General features: G+C 62.1%; 15 protein-coding genes. 8 read left to right on the top strand and 7 right to left on the bottom strand.

All coding sequences use genetic code 11. The features are described from left to right. Window positions 1–10: 10 nt before the first annotated feature. Complete coding sequence (locus B9A15_RS21230; RefSeq protein WP_084412819.1) at window positions 11–592, bottom strand: LptA/OstA family protein; 582 nt, start codon at window positions 590–592, stop codon at window positions 11–13. A gap of 7 nt (window positions 593–599) precedes the next feature. Further along, window positions 600–1,430: an LPS export ABC transporter periplasmic protein LptC gene (lptC, locus tag B9A15_RS21225; protein ID WP_244557068.1), complete on the bottom strand. Its 831-nt coding sequence runs from the start codon at window positions 1,428–1,430 to the stop codon at window positions 600–602. A gap of 263 nt (window positions 1,431–1,693) precedes the next feature. On the opposite strand from lptC, the gene sppA reads away from it, so the two are divergent. From sppA to B9A15_RS21205, 4 genes are all read left to right on the top strand, one after another. After that, entirely contained in the window at window positions 1,694–2,635 is a 942-nt protein-coding gene (sppA, locus tag B9A15_RS21220) for a signal peptide peptidase SppA (RefSeq protein WP_084412817.1), read from the top strand. A 438-nt stretch (window positions 2,636–3,073) separates the two neighbouring features. Then, window positions 3,074–3,358, top strand: a complete 285-nt coding sequence (locus tag B9A15_RS21215) for an integration host factor subunit beta (RefSeq protein ID WP_084412815.1) — start codon at window positions 3,074–3,076, stop codon at window positions 3,356–3,358. A gap of 275 nt (window positions 3,359–3,633) precedes the next feature. Then, window positions 3,634–4,047, top strand: coding sequence for a LapA family protein (locus B9A15_RS21210; RefSeq protein ID WP_084412813.1), 414 nt, complete (start codon window positions 3,634–3,636; stop codon window positions 4,045–4,047). A 166-nt stretch (window positions 4,048–4,213) separates the two neighbouring features. Then, on the top strand, window positions 4,214–5,407 hold the full coding sequence (locus B9A15_RS21205; protein WP_084412811.1) for a winged helix-turn-helix domain-containing protein: 1,194 nt from the start codon (window positions 4,214–4,216) through the stop codon (window positions 5,405–5,407). A gap of 389 nt (window positions 5,408–5,796) precedes the next feature. Here the strand turns inward: B9A15_RS21205 and B9A15_RS21195 are convergent, their stop codons facing one another. Continuing rightward, window positions 5,797–7,134, bottom strand: a complete 1,338-nt coding sequence (locus B9A15_RS21195; protein WP_084412807.1) for a dicarboxylate/amino acid:cation symporter — start codon at window positions 7,132–7,134, stop codon at window positions 5,797–5,799. A gap of 414 nt (window positions 7,135–7,548) precedes the next feature. On the opposite strand from B9A15_RS21195, the gene B9A15_RS22710 reads away from it, so the two are divergent. Beyond that, window positions 7,549–10,422 (top strand): ATP-dependent helicase, encoded by a 2,874-nt coding sequence (locus B9A15_RS22710; RefSeq protein ID WP_139798541.1) that lies wholly within the window; start codon window positions 7,549–7,551, stop codon window positions 10,420–10,422. A gap of 27 nt (window positions 10,423–10,449) precedes the next feature. Here the strand turns inward: B9A15_RS22710 and B9A15_RS21180 are convergent, their stop codons facing one another. Beyond that, complete coding sequence (locus B9A15_RS21180; RefSeq protein ID WP_084412805.1) at window positions 10,450–11,739, bottom strand: MFS transporter; 1,290 nt, start codon at window positions 11,737–11,739, stop codon at window positions 10,450–10,452. A 379-nt stretch (window positions 11,740–12,118) separates the two neighbouring features. Between B9A15_RS21180 and B9A15_RS21175 the strand changes: the two genes are divergently transcribed. Further along, window positions 12,119–13,210 carry a PRC-barrel domain-containing protein gene (locus tag B9A15_RS21175; RefSeq protein ID WP_170923396.1) on the top strand — a complete coding sequence of 364 codons (1,092 nt, stop codon included), beginning with the start codon at window positions 12,119–12,121 and terminating at the stop codon, window positions 13,208–13,210. A 109-nt stretch (window positions 13,211–13,319) separates the two neighbouring features. On the opposite strand, the gene ctrA is transcribed toward B9A15_RS21175, so the two are convergent. Next, window positions 13,320–14,009: a response regulator transcription factor CtrA gene (gene ctrA, locus B9A15_RS21170; RefSeq protein WP_084412801.1), complete on the bottom strand. Its 690-nt coding sequence runs from the start codon at window positions 14,007–14,009 to the stop codon at window positions 13,320–13,322. 378 nt (window positions 14,010–14,387) lie between these two features. Here ctrA and B9A15_RS21165 point away from each other — a divergent pair, with 378 nt between their 5' ends. Then, a complete protein-coding gene (locus tag B9A15_RS21165) occupies window positions 14,388–14,756 on the top strand; it encodes a flagellar export protein FliJ (RefSeq protein ID WP_084412799.1) in 369 nt (122 codons plus the stop codon). A 305-nt stretch (window positions 14,757–15,061) separates the two neighbouring features. Here B9A15_RS21165 and B9A15_RS21160 read toward each other — a convergent pair whose 3' ends face one another. Both B9A15_RS21160 and B9A15_RS21155 read right to left on the bottom strand, forming a co-directional pair. Beyond that, entirely contained in the window at window positions 15,062–15,367 is a 306-nt protein-coding gene (locus B9A15_RS21160) for an urease subunit beta (RefSeq protein ID WP_084412797.1), read from the bottom strand. A gap of 30 nt (window positions 15,368–15,397) precedes the next feature. Further along, window positions 15,398–15,973 carry a HupE/UreJ family protein gene (locus B9A15_RS21155; RefSeq protein ID WP_139798540.1) on the bottom strand — a complete coding sequence of 192 codons (576 nt, stop codon included), beginning with the start codon at window positions 15,971–15,973 and terminating at the stop codon, window positions 15,398–15,400. A gap of 397 nt (window positions 15,974–16,370) precedes the next feature. Between B9A15_RS21155 and B9A15_RS21150 the strand changes: the two genes are divergently transcribed. Further along, window positions 16,371–16,610, top strand: coding sequence for a hypothetical protein (locus B9A15_RS21150; RefSeq protein WP_139798539.1), 240 nt, complete (start codon window positions 16,371–16,373; stop codon window positions 16,608–16,610). Window positions 16,611–17,057 lie beyond the last annotated feature (447 nt).

The raw sequence follows: 17,057 nt of genomic DNA, 5'->3' as shown, positions 1-17,057 counted from the left end.
TCCACCGGTCTCAGTTACCCTGCTGGCCGGGCGTCAGCATCATGCGGACCCGGCTGTTGCAGGCATCGAGACGGGCGACGCCGGTGTCCATCTTGATGGTGAGCTTGCACCCTTCCGCGACATTGTCGCCCTTGGAAAGGACCACGTCGCCGGACATCACCACCTGCTGGGTCGCCATGTCGAAGGTCGCCTCATTGGCGGTCGCGACCTGATCGGCCGAGCGCACATAGACCTTGCCGGAAGCTTCGAGCCGCTTGATGGAACTCGAACTGCCGGGCAGGGCCGAGCCGGTGGAGGCCGGCTGCGCGCCGCCCGCGGCATTCGCGCCGTTGCGATCGTAATGGACGACGAGCTTGCTGGTCCTCAATTCCGTCGGCCCTTGGGCGACGGACACATTGCCGGAGAAGGTGGCGATGGCCGACTGATCGTCGACGTCGAGGCTGTTCGATTCGATCGAGATCGGCTGGTCGCCCTTGAGCTCCAGGCCGGTGAAGCTCTGACCGAGGCCGGAGTCCTGGGCAAGGGCCGGGGCGGCAGCAACCGTGGTCGCCATCAGCAACGCGGCGAGGCAGGCATGGGACAAGACGCGCATGGCGAGGTCACTCTCTCGATAGGATGGTGTTGGCCGAGGCGGGGCGAAGCTCGAGCGCAGCTTCGCGCTTGGCGCTTGGCGCCGATGAATCGGGCGATGAATTCGGTTTGAGCGACATGGTCACGCCGCCGGAAAAGCGGATGCGCTTGCCGTTGTCGCTGACGGTGAGGGCATTGGCCCGAATGCTCTGCTCGCCGTTCTGGATCGTCACCGGCTGCTGGCTGACGAGGACGCCCTCGGCAAGATCGATCTGGGCCTGTCGCATGTCCACTTTCAGGCCGTCATTGGTCTTGATGGACAGGCCGCCATCGAGACCGAGGGTCTGGGCGTTTGGCTCGTAATGGCCGGAGGCGGCCGTGATATGGGCGGTCGTCGTGTCGCTGACGGAGACCTTGGCGTCAATCGCTTCGAGGTCGATGGCCCCGCCGTTCAGGGCCTGCATGGCCCGCTCGGCAACAAGTTCGTAAGGGCGGTCATTGGCATCAACGCCCGACATGCGCGGGTCTTCCATGACCACGCGCCCATTGTCGATGGTGAGCCCCTCGATCGCGACATTTTCAGGGATGGCGCGCGCGACCCAGGTCGCGCCGATGCCGCCGAGAATGATGAGGACGCCGATCGTCGGCAAAATCACCTTCAGTCGCCGGACCGTGCGCGAGCGCTTTTCGGCCAGGGCAAAAGCCCCATCGGATCGTGGACGTGCGAAAGCGCCGTCGACCGGCTCCACACCGTTCGGCGCGTTAGAGCGCGTTTCGCCCCTCGTCCCTTCTGTCTCGCCTCGCGTCAAACTCTCCGTCTCCAAGGGGCCGTCCGCACCGCAGCAATGTCGGGTCTGCAACGACGGTCTTCAATGCCCGCTCATTGCGGGGATTTCTTGACGACGCGCCGATGGCGGGTCCATCTGTCGCTATAGTGTCAGGCTTTCCCGAGACTTCCCATGCTTGGCCTGTCGGTGTAGGTCCAAAGAATTGACCCGCATTGTTGCGGTTCACGTCTTTTAGACCGGATCCGTGCCGAGCCGCCGAGACATTGCCAATGAGAAGGTAGAGACCTCCTCAAAGGGCTGGATCGACGGTTTCCGCGGCGCATAGAGAGACGCTCATGGCCAGCGCCGACGACGTTATCGACCGCAGAGCGCTCCGGCGCAAGGTCACTTTTTGGCGGGTCGTCGCGGTCGTCATCGCTCTCTTAGGGATCGGGGCCCTCGTCGCGACCGCTATCGAGGCGCCGAGCGGGGGCGATCAGATCGCCCGCGTTTCGGTCGAAGGCGTCATCACCCAGGATCGGGACTTTCTCGAACTCCTGGATCGGCTGAAGGACGAGACGAGCGTCAAGGCCGTGATCGTGCGGATCAATTCGCCTGGCGGGACGACGGTCGGCGGCGAGACGATCTATGAAGCGCTCAGGCAAATCGCCGAGGTCAAACCGGTCGCAGCCGAAGTCGGGACACTCGCCGCGTCCGCCGGCTACATGGTCGCGGCCGGCACCGATTATATCGTCGCCCATCGCACCTCGATCGTCGGCTCCATCGGCGTCCTGTTTCAATATGTGGACGCCTCGAAACTTCTCGATACGGTCGGCGTCGATGTCAACGCGATCAAGTCCTCGCCGATCAAGGCAGAGCCTTCACCCTTCGGACCGCCGCCGCCTGAGGCGACCGCGATGGTCGAGCGGCTGATTATGGATACCTTCGTCTGGTTCCGCGATCTCGTGGCCGAGCGGCGCAATCTGTCCCCAAGCGAATTGGCCGCCGTCGCGGATGCCTCGGTCTTCTCCGGCCATCAGGGGCTGGAGAGAAAGCTCATTGACGCGATCGGCGGCGAGGACGAGCTGCGGCGCTGGCTGGAAGAGGAACGCGGCGTCTCGGCCGGGCTGGAGATCGTCGACCGGAAACCCGATGAGGAGGCCTTGCCGTTCTCCCTCGCGGCATCCGCCAGCGCTGTCCTTTTGGAAACGCTGGGCCTTTTCGGCTGGATCTTACCCAACGATATCAAGGCGATTCACCTTGACGGTCTGGTATCCCTCTGGCAGCCTCCGCGGTGACGCTCTGAGAGGAGGCTTCCGCCTTTCCGCAAGAGAATGTCCGACAGCAATGTCATTCTATGAAGAGATCGAGGCGGGAGCGGGTCGGAAAAGCGCAAGGTAACGATGAGTGGCCGGTTTTTACGCGCCTGACTCATCGCCAAGATGATCGAGATCGTAAGCGACACCGAAGCGGGCGCCTGAATGTCCCGGCAGCGATAAAAGCCTGTATTGCCTAGTATCGGCCGCTCACATCGGATAATGTGGCTTGGGCGGCTGGGCAGAGTTGCTAGCATGATTGCGGCGTGTCAGCGCCGGGGGGCGGAGACGCTGATTGAATAGGGGGCATGACCATCGCGCGGCGCCGAGGGGAACTTGGCGTAGGCACAAGCGGTGGAAGAAGGGGTGGTCCGGACGCTTGCCGCAATCCGGGCCGATTGAGCGGGAAGGCGACGAGTCTTGATCAAGTCCGAACTGGTGCAGACAATTGCGAACCGAAATCCGCATCTCTATCAGCGAGATGTGGAATTGATCGTCAATGCGATCTTTGACGAAATCACAGAAGCGCTGTGCGAATCGAACCGTGTCGAATTGCGCGGTTTCGGCGCGTTCTCGGTAAAGAATCGCCCGCCTCGCACCGGCCGCAATCCACGTACCGGCGAAGCCGTGGAGGTCTCGGAGAAGTGGGTACCCTTCTTCAAACCCGGCAAGGAATTGCGCGAGCGACTGAACGACGAGGATTGAGCCGCGCCGCGACACGCTGCTCTGGACTGTCGGCAAGGCGCGATAATGACCGAACCCAAGGTTCGCGAGAGGTCTTAGCTTCCGAGCCATAGCGTATGGTGAGGCTCGAGGCGCCAACGTTCCATGCGAGTGTGACAGGGCAGGCGATAGCGCGGGGTGCCTATCGCCAGTTTCACGGCAATTGACGGGCGAAGATCGATGTCCATCTTTCCAATCATGGGCGGGATGGCATAGGTTCACCGCCGTATCGATCAGTTCAAGCGACGGACCTTCTCATGATCTCGCGTATCGTTTCCTTCATCATCCTCGTTCCGCTCGCCATTCTTCTGGTCGTCTTTCTCGTCTCCAATCGAGGTCCGGTCGAGTTGTCGCTCGATCCCTTCGGCACGATGCCGCAGCTGACCTATTCGATGCCGCTGGCTTTGATGCTGATCGCCTCGGTGATTCTCGGCGTCATTCTCGGCGGTTTCGGCACCTATATTTCGCAGTCGAGCCATCGTCGGGAATCCTGGCAGCGCAAGTATGAGATCGAGCGGCTTCAGCGTGAGAATGCCGAGCAGGCGGCCGCGCTCAAGCGGCTGCGCGAAGAGCGCGTGCAAGCGGCCCATTCCGCTCCAGCCTCCGGCCCGGCTTTGCCGGCGCCCGGCGCTTCCGGCGCCAAGGCGATCGCCGGCCCCCGCGCGGCCTGATATCGCGGGGCGACGCGCAACCCGGGCTCTATGGGTCCAAAATCGAAGGGTGTTTGGGCCGCCATAGGGGCGGCCATCTTCCGATGATTGGCGGTGCTCGCAATTGACCGTTCGTAGCGCTTTTCGATTGACTTGAACAAATCGTGAACATATGTGTTCACAGGTCATGGCGAATCTCATCTCCAACCTCGCTGCCCGGCGAATCTTCCTCTCCCGCCAAGGCCTTTCCGCCCATCCCGGCCGGGCGCTCGATCGCGACGGGCTCCATCAGCTCATTCATGATCTCGGCTTCGTGCAGGTAGACAGTATCGCGACGGTTGTCCGCGCCCATGAGCAGATCGTCTTTTCGCGCAATCAGACCTTCGACCGCGAAGACTTACGCAAGCTGATCGAGGAGGATCGGCGGCTTTTTGAGCATTGGACCCATGATGCCTCGATCTTGCCGGTCGAATTCTTTCCCTATTGGAAGCACCGTTTCGTCCGCAAGGAGACCTCGATGCGCCAGCGTTGGGCGAAATGGCAGGGCGAGGGCTTCGATAGCGCGTTCGAGGAGACGATGGCGCGCATTCGCGACCGCGGCGAGTTGCTCGCCCGCGAGGTCAAGGCGCAGGATCACAAGTCCGGCGGCTGGTGGGAATGGCACCCGTCCAAGACCGCGCTGGAATTCTACTGGCACACCGGCAAGCTCGCGATTTCAAGGCGCGAGAATTTCCAAAAGGTCTATGATCTGACGGAGCGCGTGATCCCGGCCCATGCGCGCGAGCCCGAGGTGAGCCACGAGGCCTTTGTCGATTGGGCCTGCCGCGCGGCGCTGACACGGCTCGGCTTTGCGACCCATGGCGAGATCGCCGCCTTCTTCGCCCTCGTCTCGCCGCAAGAGGCCAAGAGCTGGGTGGCGCTGCATCGCGACGAACTGGAGCCGGTCGACATCGCCCCCATCGATGGCGGCAAACCGCGCGCCGCCTACGCCTTCAGGGGACTTTCCGCCAATCCCGAGGACTGGCCCGCGCCGCCGTCGCGCCTGCGTGTGCTCAGCCCCTTCGACCCGCTGCTCCGTGACCGCGACCGCGCCGAACGACTTTTCGGCTTCCGCTACCGCATCGAGATCTTCGTGCCCGAGGCCAAGCGCGAATATGGCTATTATGTCTTCCCGCTCCTCGAAGGCGACCGCCTGATCGGCCGTATCGACATGAAGGCGGACCGCAGGACGGGCGCGCTCAATATCCGCAGGCTCTGGTGGGAGAGGGGCGTGCGCGCCTCGTCGGGGCGCATGGACAAGCTGATGGCTGAGCTTGCCCGCATCGCCCGCTTTGCCGGCGTGGAAAAGGTGGTGTTGGCTGAAGATTGGCTAGCCCCGTAAGGGCGTTCTTTTCTTGCCTTCCGGAAATGCGGCGCGACGCGCCGGGTGAGAGGACCCCCGTCATCAACGAAAGGATCCCTTATCTGTCCCTTGGACACCCTCTCCGGGCGGCGAGAGAAAAGCGGCGCGTCTCAACTCTTTCGGCGAAGGCTGCGACGTCCAGCGGACCCATCCCGATTTCTCGGCCCCCTTGTTTCTCGGCTGGAGGGATGGCGAAGGGCTCGGCGCGCTGATTCGCCGTTATCATCCATTGGCCCTCAAGACTGGGCTTCATGCCCGATCGCTTTGCGAGCGCCGGTCCCGACGACGCGATAAGCGCCGTATTCCCAAGAGAGAGGAGACAGCCCCGGCCTTTTTGTCTTTCGCCGGGGCCGTCTTTGTCTTGAGGATCACTCCGCCGGTTGAGCGTGCGGGTGCCCTTCGGCCGCGCCTTTCAGGCGCTGTTCAGCGGCCGGGTCGATGTCGAGACTCTCCTCGTCCATGCCGGCATTCGGATTCTCGAAGACCGCCATGTCGATCTGGTTCTCGGTCTTGGCGACAATCATGGTGACCACCGCATCGCCGGTGATGTTCACGGCTGTTCGGATCATATCCATCAGCCGGTCGACGCCGAGGATGAGGGCGATGCCTTCGATCGGCAGGCCGACCTGGGTCAGAACCATGGTCAGCATGACGAGGCCGACGCCCGGAACGCCTGCCGTCCCGATCGAGGCGAGGACCGCCATGGCGATCACCGTGAGATAGCCGCCGAGACCGAGATCGACGCCATAGACATTGGCGAGGAAGACCGTCGCGACACCCTGCATGATGGCGGTGCCGTCCATATTGATGGTGGCGCCGAAGGGCACAGTGAAGGAGGCGACGGAATTGTTGGCGCCCAGGCGCTCGGTGACGGCCCGCAGGGTGACCGGGATCGTGGCATTGGAAGAAGCGGTCGAGAAGGCGAAGATCTGCGCCGGCCGCATCTTCTGCATGAAGGTCCGTGGGCTGAGGCCCGACAGCAGCTTCAGGAGCAGCATCAAGGTCACGAAGAGATGCAGGAAGAGCGCCCCGGTGAGCGTCGCCACATAGGCGATGACGGGAATGAAGAGCTCGATACCCTGCTGGGTGAAGGTCTTGGCGATGAGTGCGAAGACACCGTAGGGCGCTGCGGCCATGACGATGCCGACGATCTTCATCATCAGCTCGTTCATATATTCGCAGGCCTCGACGAAGGGCTTCGAGCGTTCGCCGAGCATCAGGGCCGCGATGCCCACGATGATCACATAGAAGATGATCTGCAGCATTTCGCCCTGGGCAAAAGCGTTGATCGGATTGGTCGGGACGATATTGGCGAAGACCTCCCAGACGGTGGGAGCCTCCTTGGCCGTGATGCCGGAGGTGTCGACGCCGTCCATGGTGAATCCGGCGCCGGGCGCCACGACGATAGCGATCGTGATCGCGATGGCGATCGCGATGGCGGTCGTCATGATGTAGAGGGCGAAACTCTTGCCGCCGACGCGGCCGAGAACCTTGATGTCGCCGATGCCCGTCACGCCGCAGATCAGCGAGAAGACGACCAGCGGCACCACCAGCATCTTCAGCGCATTGACGAACATCGTGCCGATCATGCCGAGGAAGCCGGCGACGATCGTCTCATTGATGAAACTGTTGCCGACGGCGTTGCAGACCACGCCGACAATGACGCCGGCGATCATGCCGATCAGGATTTTCATCGTCAGGGACATGAGCGACCCCTATCCTTTGATAGTCGACGGCTTGGGCCACCCCTTAATAGACCCAGGCCATCGATCCGCAGGAAGCCGATGGCTTCCGGCAAGTGGAGCCCGGCGATCCCCAACCGCGCACGGGCAATTCGCGGTTTCAGATGATGACCAAAACCTTGCCGCCTATGTTTCGCCACGATCGCGAATGCGTCAAGCGTGTGCGTTGCCCGTTTTGTGGTCAGCACGACTTCGTGAAGCTTCGGGCGCGAAATGTCTCGTCTGTTGGCACCACTTGAAATTCGCCCATACGGCAGGAGGCCGCATCATTTTCGGCCGGATATTTTACCGATTACGGTCCGGTTGATAGCGGCGGATGTCCATCGGCGCTTCGACGGCCCTGGAGTTCGCGCGGTCGAGGGATTACGTCATAAGACCATGACCGATTACGACGAATCGAGACCCGCTCGAAAGCCGGGAGGCATTGCCGCCCGGGCGATGGCTGCACGCGGCGGTCCCACGAAGGCGCCGGACTATCTGACCGGCCTCAATCCCGAACAGCGGGCGGCGGTGGAGACGACGGAAGGCCCTGTGCTCGTGCTTGCCGGCGCGGGGACGGGAAAGACGCGCGTTCTGACGACGCGGATTGCTCATATTCTGGCGACGGGGCGGGCCTATCCCTCGCAGATCCTGGCGGTGACTTTCACCAACAAGGCGGCGCGCGAGATGAAGACGCGCATCGGCCTTCTCGTCGGCGGCGAGGTGGAGGGGATGCCCTGGCTCGGCACCTTCCACTCGATCGGCGTCAAGATCCTGCGCCGCCATGCCGAGCTTGCGGGTCTGAAGCCGAACTTTACCATTCTCGACACGGACGACCAGATCCGGCTGATCAAGCAGCTGATCCAGGCGGAGAATCTCGACGACAAGCGCTGGCCGGCGCGCACCTTCGCCAACATGCTCGATGGGTGGAAGAACAAGGGTCTTGCGCCGAAGGACATTGCCGAGGGCGACGCCCGCGCCTTCGCCAATGGCAAAGGCCGCGAGCTCTATGCTGCCTATCAGGAGCGGCTTAAGTCGCTCAATGCCTGCGATTTCGGCGATCTGTTGATGCATCCGATCGCGATCTTTCGCGGCCATCCGGATGTGCTTTTCGATTATCACCGCCGGTTCCGCTATATACTGGTGGACGAGTATCAGGATACCAATACGGCGCAATATATATGGCTGCGGCTTCTGGCGCAGCGCAGCGCAAGTTCGGGCAAGGCGGCGGGTGGGCCAAAGCCGCGCTCGGCAGTGCCCGCCGCCTCCTCTCCGGCGCGTGAAGGCGACAAGGCCTCGGAGGATATCCGGCCCTTTTCCGACGATGGCGAGATGCCGTTCGACGGCGATCGCTTCGAGCGGCCTTTCGCCGATGGCTATGACGATCCAGATGCCCATGACGGCATGTGGGACGAGCCGGCATCCGCCGAGATCGCGCCGTCGCCTGACCGGGAGACGTCGATAAGGGTTGCCGCGGACGAGCGGCATTCCGGCAATCGCCATGTGGACAAAGCCACTCAGGAGAGCCGACCGACCATCAATATCTGCTGCGTCGGCGACGACGACCAGTCGATCTATGGCTGGCGCGGCGCGGAGGTCGACAACATTCTGCGCTTCGAGAAAGATTTTCCGGGCGCGACCGTGATCCGGCTCGAACGCAATTATCGCTCCACCGGCCATATTCTGGGCGCCGCATCCCATCTCATCGCCCATAATGAGGACCGGCTCGGCAAAACGCTCTTCACCGACACGCCCGATCCGGAAGACCCGAAGGTCGAGGTCAATGCCGGCTGGGATTCGGAGGAGGAGGCACGGGCGATCGGCGAGGAGATCGAGAATCTCCAGCGGAACGGCCATAATCTCAACGACATGGCGATCCTGGTGCGCGCTTCTTTTCAAATGCGCACCTTCGAAGATCGCTTTGTCACCATGGGGCTGAACTACCGCGTCATTGGCGGCCCGCGCTTTTACGAGCGCATGGAGATCCGCGATGCGCTCGCCTATTTCCGCTGCGTCTGCCAGCCGGCAGACGATCTCGCCTTCGAGCGCATCGTCAATACGCCCAAACGCGGTCTTGGCGATGCGACGATCCGCCTTCTCCATGATTATGCCCGCCAGCGCGGCGTGCCGCTGATCGCGGCGGCCGGCGAGATCGTCGAGACCGAGGAGATGAAGCCCAAGCCGCGCAACACCCTGCGCCGGCTGGTCGCCGATTTCCGCCGGTGGTCCGAGCTTCTCGCCTCCACCAAACACACCGAGCTGGCCGAGCAGATCCTCGAGGAATCCGGCTATACGGAAATGTGGCAAGCCGACCGTTCGGCCGAGGCGCCGGGCCGGCTGGAAAATCTGAAGGAGCTCATTCGCTCCATGGAGGAATACGAGTCCCTTCCGTCCTTCCTCGAACATGTGGCCCTCGTCATGGACACCGAGCAGTCGGGCGAGCTCGACGCCGTGTCCATCATGACGCTCCATTCGGCCAAGGGGTTGGAATTCGAGACGGTGTTTCTGCCCGGCTGGGAAGAAGGGCTGTTTCCCCATCAGCGCGCCCTCGACGAGGGCGGCCGGTCTGGGCTCGAGGAAGAGAGGCGCCTTGCCTATGTCGGCATCACGCGCGGTAAGCGACGTGTGAAGATCTGGTTCGTCTCCAACCGGCGAATCCACGGCCTCTGGCAGTCCACAATTCCCTCCCGCTTTCTCGACGAATTGCCGGAAGCCCATGTGGAGGTGATGGAGGCCAACACCTCCTATGGCGGTTATGGCGCCGGAGGTTTCGGCGGCTATGGCGCTTCGCGTTGGGATGGCGGTGCGGCCTTCAACGAAGGCGCTTATCGCACGCCCGGCTGGCGACGCGCGCAAGCGGCTCAGGCCGGCTTTGCCGATGGCGGCCAAGGTGGGCGCGGCGATGGCTGGTCAGGCGGGCGCACGCGCGAACTGACCTATGAATCCGACCAAAGCCCCTCGACCGGCTTTGCCGGCCGAATGGGCGGCGCGGGCGAGGCGCACGGGCGAGCCGGGCGCGGCCACAACCAGCCGCCGCGCAAAGGTCTCGGCCTTTATTCCTCCGCCAAACGCGGCGGCCCGCGCGAGATCGAAGGCGAGTTGGTGGCAAAATCCGTCGCCGATCAGGAAAGCCGCTTTGCCGTGGGTGACCGGGTGCTTCATCTGAAATTCGGCAATGGCACCGTGTCCCATGTGGACGGCAACAAACTGACGGTGAATTTCGACAAGGCCGGACAAAAGCGGGTGCTGGAGAGTTTCGTTCAGGCGTGCTGATCAGACGAGGCTGGCCGAGCGATCGGCCTATCTCAACCCGCCCGCCAGCTTTTCAGCCTCCGGATGCCGCCTCAGGGCAAGCATGGCGAGAATGCCGATGGCGGGACCCGGCAGGAGAATGAGAAATGTCCATCGCCAGCTGCCGAGCGCTTCGGCGACAAGGGGCGTCACGGCGATGGCGACGACGGTCAGGGCAAAGCCGATGCCCATCTGGAGCGTCAGCGCCGTGCCCACATAGCGCGGGTCCGAGACCTCGGTGACGGCGGCCGAGAATTGGGCCGAATCGCCCACGACAAAGATGCCCCAGACGATGGCGACGAGAAGGAAAAGCCAGAAGGGCCCGTCGAAGGTGAAGCCGATCAGGGCGGCCGAAAGGCCTGAGACGACGAGCATCAGGATCGTCGTCGCGCAGCGTCCGATTCGGTCCGACAGGACCCCGCCGAGAAGACAACCGGCCGTTCCCGCGGCAACGACCGAGAAGGTGACGAGCGAAGCACCCGGTACGGTGGCGATCCCTTGATGCTCCATGGCCGCCGTCGAAAAGGCGAGGAACCAACCCCAGAAGGCATAAAGCTCCCACATGTGGCCGAAATAGCCCAGATTGGCGAGCATCAGCGGCTTGTTTTTGAGGACGGCGCCGAGCTGGCGAGGCGAGAAGACGGCTTTCGAGAAGGGATAGGGGCCGTCCTTAGCAATCGACAGGAAGACGAGGCCGGCGAATAGCGTCATGAGGGATGAGGCGATCACGACCGCGCGCCAGTCGATCCCGCTCGTAAGAGCGCGCACCAGATGGGGTGTCGCGGAGCCGAGGGTGAGGGCGCCGATGACTGCGCCGAGCGCGAAACCTCGGCCCCGCTTGAACCAGGTCGAGATGAATTTCATCACCGGCGGATAGACACCTGCCAAAGCAATGCCCGTCAGGATGCGGGCCGCGATCACCACGCTGGCATCGGGCGCAACGAGCAGCACCGCATTGGCGAGCGCGGCGAGCGTCGCGCTCAGCGCGACGAGCCGGGCGATCGGGACGAGATCGGGCAGGTTGACGAAGCTCGCCGTGACCGCGCCGAGGACGAAGCCGATCTGCACGCCATTGGTCAACCAAGCAGACTGGGCAGCGCTCAGGCCGTAAACGCGGGTGAGTTCGGGGATGATCGCGGTCGCCGAGAACCAGGTGGTGAGGGCAAAGACCACCGAGAGGCAGGTAAGGGCGAGGACACGCCAGCGATGCGGATCGGCCGGTTCCAGCCCTGCCTTCCCGCCCGCCGCGGGGGCCGATCCGTTACCGGTCCCGTTCAAAGATCCATGGCTCGTCGCCATCGCGCTTCCTCCGCACATCTTTTGTGCCGCCCGCTTTGTCGAAGCGCCTCTAGCGTGGGCGTGCGCTGGACGCGGTCGCAGCTTTTTATCGATGCCGAATCTAGCGCCGTTCCGTCAGAGGAAACTGCCACTTTGGCAGGCCTGCAGACACTCAAGCAGTCGGTAAAAGACGCGTTCCAAGCACGCGCCATGATCATGCCTTCAGTGCGCCTTTCATGCGGCGGCATCTGGGTGGCTAACAATTTTGGTCAGGAACGGCCGGCCCTAGCGCTCATTCCTTAGATGAACCGAGCGACGATTTGGCCCACGAGCAGAATTAGAAGCCGATAGGTCCAAATCAGCCTTTGCAAATCATAGAAGAATGACGAGGTTATCGACGATGAAAACGACATTTATCGCAACGCTTCTTGCTGGTACGATGATGGTTCCTGCCGCTATGGCGCAAGATACGCAGAACCGGACCAATGAGGCGGCAGGAAACCAATCCAATGAGATGCAGGGCGACGCCGATGTCGTCGTCGATCCCGATGCGCCGGCCGTTCGCGTCGACGTTCCCGAGCCTGATGTCACCGTCGACCAGGCCCAGCCCAATGTGACGGTGTCCCAGCCGCAGCCGGAAATCATCGTGCGCCAGCCGGCGCCGCGTGTGACGGTCGATATTCCGAAGCCGAACATCACTGTGCGCATGCCGGAGCCCAATGTCGATGTGAACCAGCAGGCGCCCCAGGTCAGCGTGAATCAGGGTGAGCCGCAGGTCTCGATTGGCGAAGAGTCGGATGCCGAGGTGCGTAAGCCCGGTGGCTCCGAGACTGCGGATGTGAACATTCAGCGGTCCAATCAGGCGGAAATCACCATGCAGAACGCCAATCAGCGGCCGAATATCCGCTATGAGCGTGAAGATGCGCAGGTGACGGTGAACCAGGAGCAGGGTGAGCCGAACATCACCTATGAGAATTCCGACGGTTCGCAGATGTCTGAGGATCAGCAGAACCAGATGCGCCAGGGCAATCAGCAGTCGTCGAATGCCCAGTCCAACCAGAATACGCAGTCCGGCCAGAATGCCATGGACCGCAGCGACGCCAACAATCCGCAGACGCAGGCAAATTCCAGCAGCGGTCAGGACCAGGAAGGCGCCAATGTCGCCGTCAACGAATCGGCGGCTCGCGAGATTGCGCTGACGGTCGACGAGCTCACTGAATACAATATTGTCGGTGAGAATGGAAACGTCCTTGGCGACATTCAGAACATCGTCAATGTCGACGACCAGCTCTATGCGGTCGTGGGGTCGGGCGGTTTCCTCGGCCTCGGTGAAAAGACGGTGGCGATCCCGCTCTCGGGCCTCATTGTTCGTGGCAACGATTTCGTCGCGCCGAATATCAGCGAATCGCAGGTCGAGGCGCTGCAGGAGTTCGACGTCTCGCAATATGAGACGCTTCCCGAGGATCGGCAGATCACCGTCGGCTCCGAGTAAGATCGGCTCGCCATGTCCCTAAAAAGGGATCGGCCTTCCAAATAACGAAAAAAGCCGCCGCGCTCCTTTGAGCGTGGCGGCTTTGTCACGCCCGGAATGTGGAGGTCGGTCAGGCGGCGGCCTCTTCAGGCTCGCGCAGCACATAGCCGCGGCCCCAGACCGTCTCGATGTAGTTCTTGCCGCCGGTGGCATTGGCGAGCTTCTTGCGCAGCTTGCAGATGAAGACGTCGATGATCTTCAATTCCGGCTCGTCCATGCCGCCATAGAGATGGTTGAGGAACATCTCCTTGGTGAGTGTCGTGCCCTTGCGAAGCGAGAGAAGCTCCAGCATCGCATATTCCTTGCCCGTCAGATGGACGCGCTGGCCGCCGACTTCGACGGTTTTGGCATCGAGATTGACGGTGAGGTCGCCCGTGTTGATCACCGACTGGGCATGGCCCTTGGAGCGTCGCACGATGGCGTGGATGCGGGCGACGAGCTCGTCCTTGTGGAAGGGCTTGGTCATATAGTCGTCGGCGCCGAAACCAAGGCCGCGAACCTTGTCCTCGATGCCGGCCATGCCGGACAGGATCAGGATCGGCGTTTTCACCTTGGACAGGCGAAGGGTGCGAAGCACCTCGTAGCCCGACATATCCGGCAGGTTCAGGTCCAGAAGGATCAGGTCGTAGTCGTAGAGCTTGCCGAGATCGACGCCCTCTTCGCCGAGATCCGTCGTATAGACGTTGAAGCTCTCTGATTTCAGCATCAGCTCGATGCTCTGCGCCACCGCACTGTCGTCTTCGATCAAAAGAACGCGCATCAGAAGGTCCTCTCAGCCGGCCGCGCCGTCGAAGGGCATCGGCAAAGCTCTGTTCTGTTCTGTCTCAGTTCGGCCACGAAGTTGGCACGAGATGGTTAACAAATGCTGTCGGCCCGTCATGGACCAGGCCGCAGGCATCGAAGGACGGGTCGGCTCGTCGTCCTCGGGTTGGATCGCCCGTTTCGTGGACCCCCGAGGAATGCCCTCGTTTCTCCATTTCCCGGTTTACCCAGCCTTAAATCCTCGTCCTTAGGATTAACCTTGCGCGTAAACAGACGGTTAAAGGCTTAGACAACGAGCCTTGTCCGAAGCCTTGGACGGCGATCGGACAATCCCAAAAAAGGGCCGTCAGGAGTATCGAGTTGAGAGGGTCTCTGAATGAAACGGGACAACCTGTTGCGGCTGGCGCGATTCAAGGTCAGTGAAAAGCGGCGCCAAGTGGAGCAGCTCGAGCTGATGATGGGCGAATTCGAGCGCATGGCGTCCGATCTCGACCTGCAGATCGAATCGGAGGAAAAGAAAAGCGGAATCACCGATCCGGAGCATTTCGCCTATTCGACCTTCGCGAAGGCTGCGCGGCTGCGCCGCGACAATCTGGCCCATTCGGCCAAGGATCTGCGGGTTCAGATCAACGCCGCGAAGATCGCACTCGAAGAGGCCGAGGCCGAATACGAGAATGCCGAGAAGCTGGAGCAGCGAGATTCGCAGCGCGACGAAGGCCCGGGCCAGCGCTCGCTAGCGGGCTGACACGAAGAGCTTTCGCTCGCGTCGTGGACGACTCAGGCGATCGCGGATTTTCGTGAGGCTCGAATAGAATGCGGGCCGTGATAGGGCGTCCGGCGCGGTCAGCCGGACGCCCTATCACGCATTGCGGCAAGCCGAGTCCTTTGGACGGCCTGCCGTGATGCGTGAGGATATTGATGAGGGAAGGCGAATGCCCGGTCTCTGACTATCGAGTCAGCTGATCAACGCCATTGCGCATGATCCGCTCCGAATTTCGTCGGACGAAAGAAGGCTTGAGGGGTGAACCGAGCCGCCGACGATCCTTCTCGTCAGAGCGGCCCCATCACCTTGCCGTTGAAGCCGAAAATTTTCCGCGCGCCCCGAATCGGGACGAGCGTCACTTCGCGCGTCTGTCCCGGCTCAAATCGCACGGCTGTTCCGGCCGCGATATCGAGCCGGAGGCCGCGAGCGGCCTCTCGGTCGAAGACGAGCGCCGGATTGGTCTCGGCGAAGTGATAGTGGCTTCCGACCTGAACCGGCCGGTCGCCACTATTGGCGACTTCCATGGAAATCGCCTGCGAACCGTCATTGAGAACGATGTCGCCGCTCTGAGTGATCACTTCGCCGGGAATCATAAGCGCGCTCCTCTGGAAGGAATGGCTGCGTCAGGCAGCGAGCATCAGAGCGCCGGTCGCGGCGGTTACAAGGCCGGCAAGACGCAGCGCGAATGGAGCGCCAATCTTCAATGCGCTCTGGCCGAGAAGATAGCCGGCGCCATGAAGAGCGGCGGTCGCTGCGAGGAAGCCGATGGCAAAACTCGTAACCGTCGCCGCGCCCATCTCGCTGCCATGGGCCGCGCCATGGAAGAAGGCAAAGCCGGCCACGATCGCCGAAGCGGCGGCGAGGGGAAGGCGCACGGCGGCTGCGATCAGAAGGCCGAAGACGACGAGCGAGGCGAGGATCATCGGCTCGACGAACGGCACTGAAAGACCATTGGTGGCCGCGACGAAGCCCGCCGCCATGATTGCGACAAAGGCGCACGGAACGACGATTCGGGCCTTTCCGCCGAGAGCGGCGGCCCAGACGCCGACAGCCGCCATTGCAAGAAGGTGATCCAGGCCGGAGACCGGATGGGTGAGCCCCGACAGCAGCGAGCCATGCGCCATCGGATCGACATGGGCAAAAGCCGGCACCGTGGCCGAGACGAGGATCGCTGCAGTCGCGAGCGTGCGTTTCATCATAAGGGGGTCCCTTGGATCTTGGTCGACTTGCGCCCCGATTTGGGTCGCGCGGTGGCAAATCTTTCACACTCCGACTGTGAAGCCAAGACGTAACTGCTCGCGAAATATTGGCTGCTCAAGAATGAGGCGCCGACCCCGTGAAAGGCACTGCTCCGTCATCCTCAAGCGAATGTGAAGCCCTGCAACGGCTCCTCAACCAAGCCCCGAGAAGAGCCTGATTCCGGCGATTGCGGCAACCTTTTGGCAGTGTGATGGTTCTTATCTTGGGTATGAACCGAACGAGACGGACGAACCCCTTCTTGAGGACGGGCTCGAACGGCGGTAAAATGACTTAGCGTCAGAAATAGGGCGACGCCGAATGATCGCCCGGTCTGGCACGGCAGGTTGGAGTTGAACGATGCTGAGATCTGTCATGATCGCGGCCGGTGTCATCGTGTATGCAATGCCGGTCGGGAATACCGAAACATTGACCACCCGTGTCGTCACGATCGACGGGGTAACGGGCCCGGCTTATTATTCCCCGATCGAGAATGGCTACCGTTTTGTGGGCGGTCGGACTCTCGCAGCCCGCGACGATGCCGATCTCGTCGTCTCCTCGGTCGAGACGAGGGCGCCGGGAGCGCTGCTGTCGCAGTAATAGAGCGGCCTCTTTCCCGCTCTGCGGTTTTCGGCAGGGTTGGTCGCGACAAAGGTCGCCGGTATTAGCGACTACGACCGCGGGCTGCAAGAATTGTAGAGCGCCGGGCGATAAATCGGGCTCCGTAGTGCACGACGCTAAGCCGAGCGCAGGCGGCGACACCAGAGCAAGACCCGATACCTTCGACGCTTCGTCATTCTCGGCCGCCGTGCCGAGAATCTAGGCCCGGCGCAGTTCAAAAGCAGTTCAGAATAAAATTCGTTCAATATTCCAGCAGCGTAAAACGCCGCACTGGATGCTCGGGACGGCGCCCTACGACATTCACACATCCCGCGAAGAGCCTTTATTCCACGGCTTTGCGACCGACAGTGGTCTTGACGATGACCTTGGCGACTTGTCTCAGCTGCCGGCAGCAAGCACCGACGACTTCTCCCCCTGGGGGAGAGC

The organism is Fulvimarina manganoxydans, assembly GCF_900176465.1.
Classification (GTDB): domain Bacteria; phylum Pseudomonadota; class Alphaproteobacteria; order Rhizobiales; family Rhizobiaceae; genus Fulvimarina; species Fulvimarina manganoxydans.
The sequence above is the reverse complement of the archived record's forward strand: the minus strand, read 5'-3'. Positions and strand labels throughout refer to the sequence as shown.

What these genes read in the sequence shown, in the direction of transcription:
- B9A15_RS21230 (WP_084412819.1), bottom strand. Translation starts at nt 592, where the DNA reads ATGCGCGTCTTGTCCCATGCCTGCCTCGCCGCGTTGCTGATGGCGACC.
- B9A15_RS21165 (WP_084412799.1), top strand. Translation starts at nt 14,388, where the DNA reads ATGAAACGGGACAACCTGTTGCGGCTGGCGCGATTCAAGGTCAGTGAA.
- B9A15_RS21210 (WP_084412813.1), top strand. Translation starts at nt 3,634, where the DNA reads ATGATCTCGCGTATCGTTTCCTTCATCATCCTCGTTCCGCTCGCCATT.
- B9A15_RS21180 (WP_084412805.1), bottom strand. Translation starts at nt 11,739, where the DNA reads ATGGCGACGAGCCATGGATCTTTGAACGGGACCGGTAACGGATCGGCC.
- ctrA (WP_084412801.1), bottom strand. Translation starts at nt 14,009, where the DNA reads ATGCGCGTTCTTTTGATCGAAGACGACAGTGCGGTGGCGCAGAGCATC.
- B9A15_RS21160 (WP_084412797.1), bottom strand. Translation starts at nt 15,367, where the DNA reads ATGATTCCCGGCGAAGTGATCACTCAGAGCGGCGACATCGTTCTCAAT.
- B9A15_RS21175 (WP_170923396.1), top strand. Translation starts at nt 12,119, where the DNA reads ATGAAAACGACATTTATCGCAACGCTTCTTGCTGGTACGATGATGGTT.
- B9A15_RS21150 (WP_139798539.1), top strand. Translation starts at nt 16,371, where the DNA reads ATGCTGAGATCTGTCATGATCGCGGCCGGTGTCATCGTGTATGCAATG.
- B9A15_RS21155 (WP_139798540.1), bottom strand. Translation starts at nt 15,973, where the DNA reads ATGATGAAACGCACGCTCGCGACTGCAGCGATCCTCGTCTCGGCCACG.
- sppA (WP_084412817.1), top strand. Translation starts at nt 1,694, where the DNA reads ATGGCCAGCGCCGACGACGTTATCGACCGCAGAGCGCTCCGGCGCAAG.
- B9A15_RS22710 (WP_139798541.1), top strand. Translation starts at nt 7,549, where the DNA reads ATGACCGATTACGACGAATCGAGACCCGCTCGAAAGCCGGGAGGCATT.
- B9A15_RS21195 (WP_084412807.1), bottom strand. Translation starts at nt 7,134, where the DNA reads ATGTCCCTGACGATGAAAATCCTGATCGGCATGATCGCCGGCGTCATT.
- B9A15_RS21205 (WP_084412811.1), top strand. Translation starts at nt 4,214, where the DNA reads ATGGCGAATCTCATCTCCAACCTCGCTGCCCGGCGAATCTTCCTCTCC.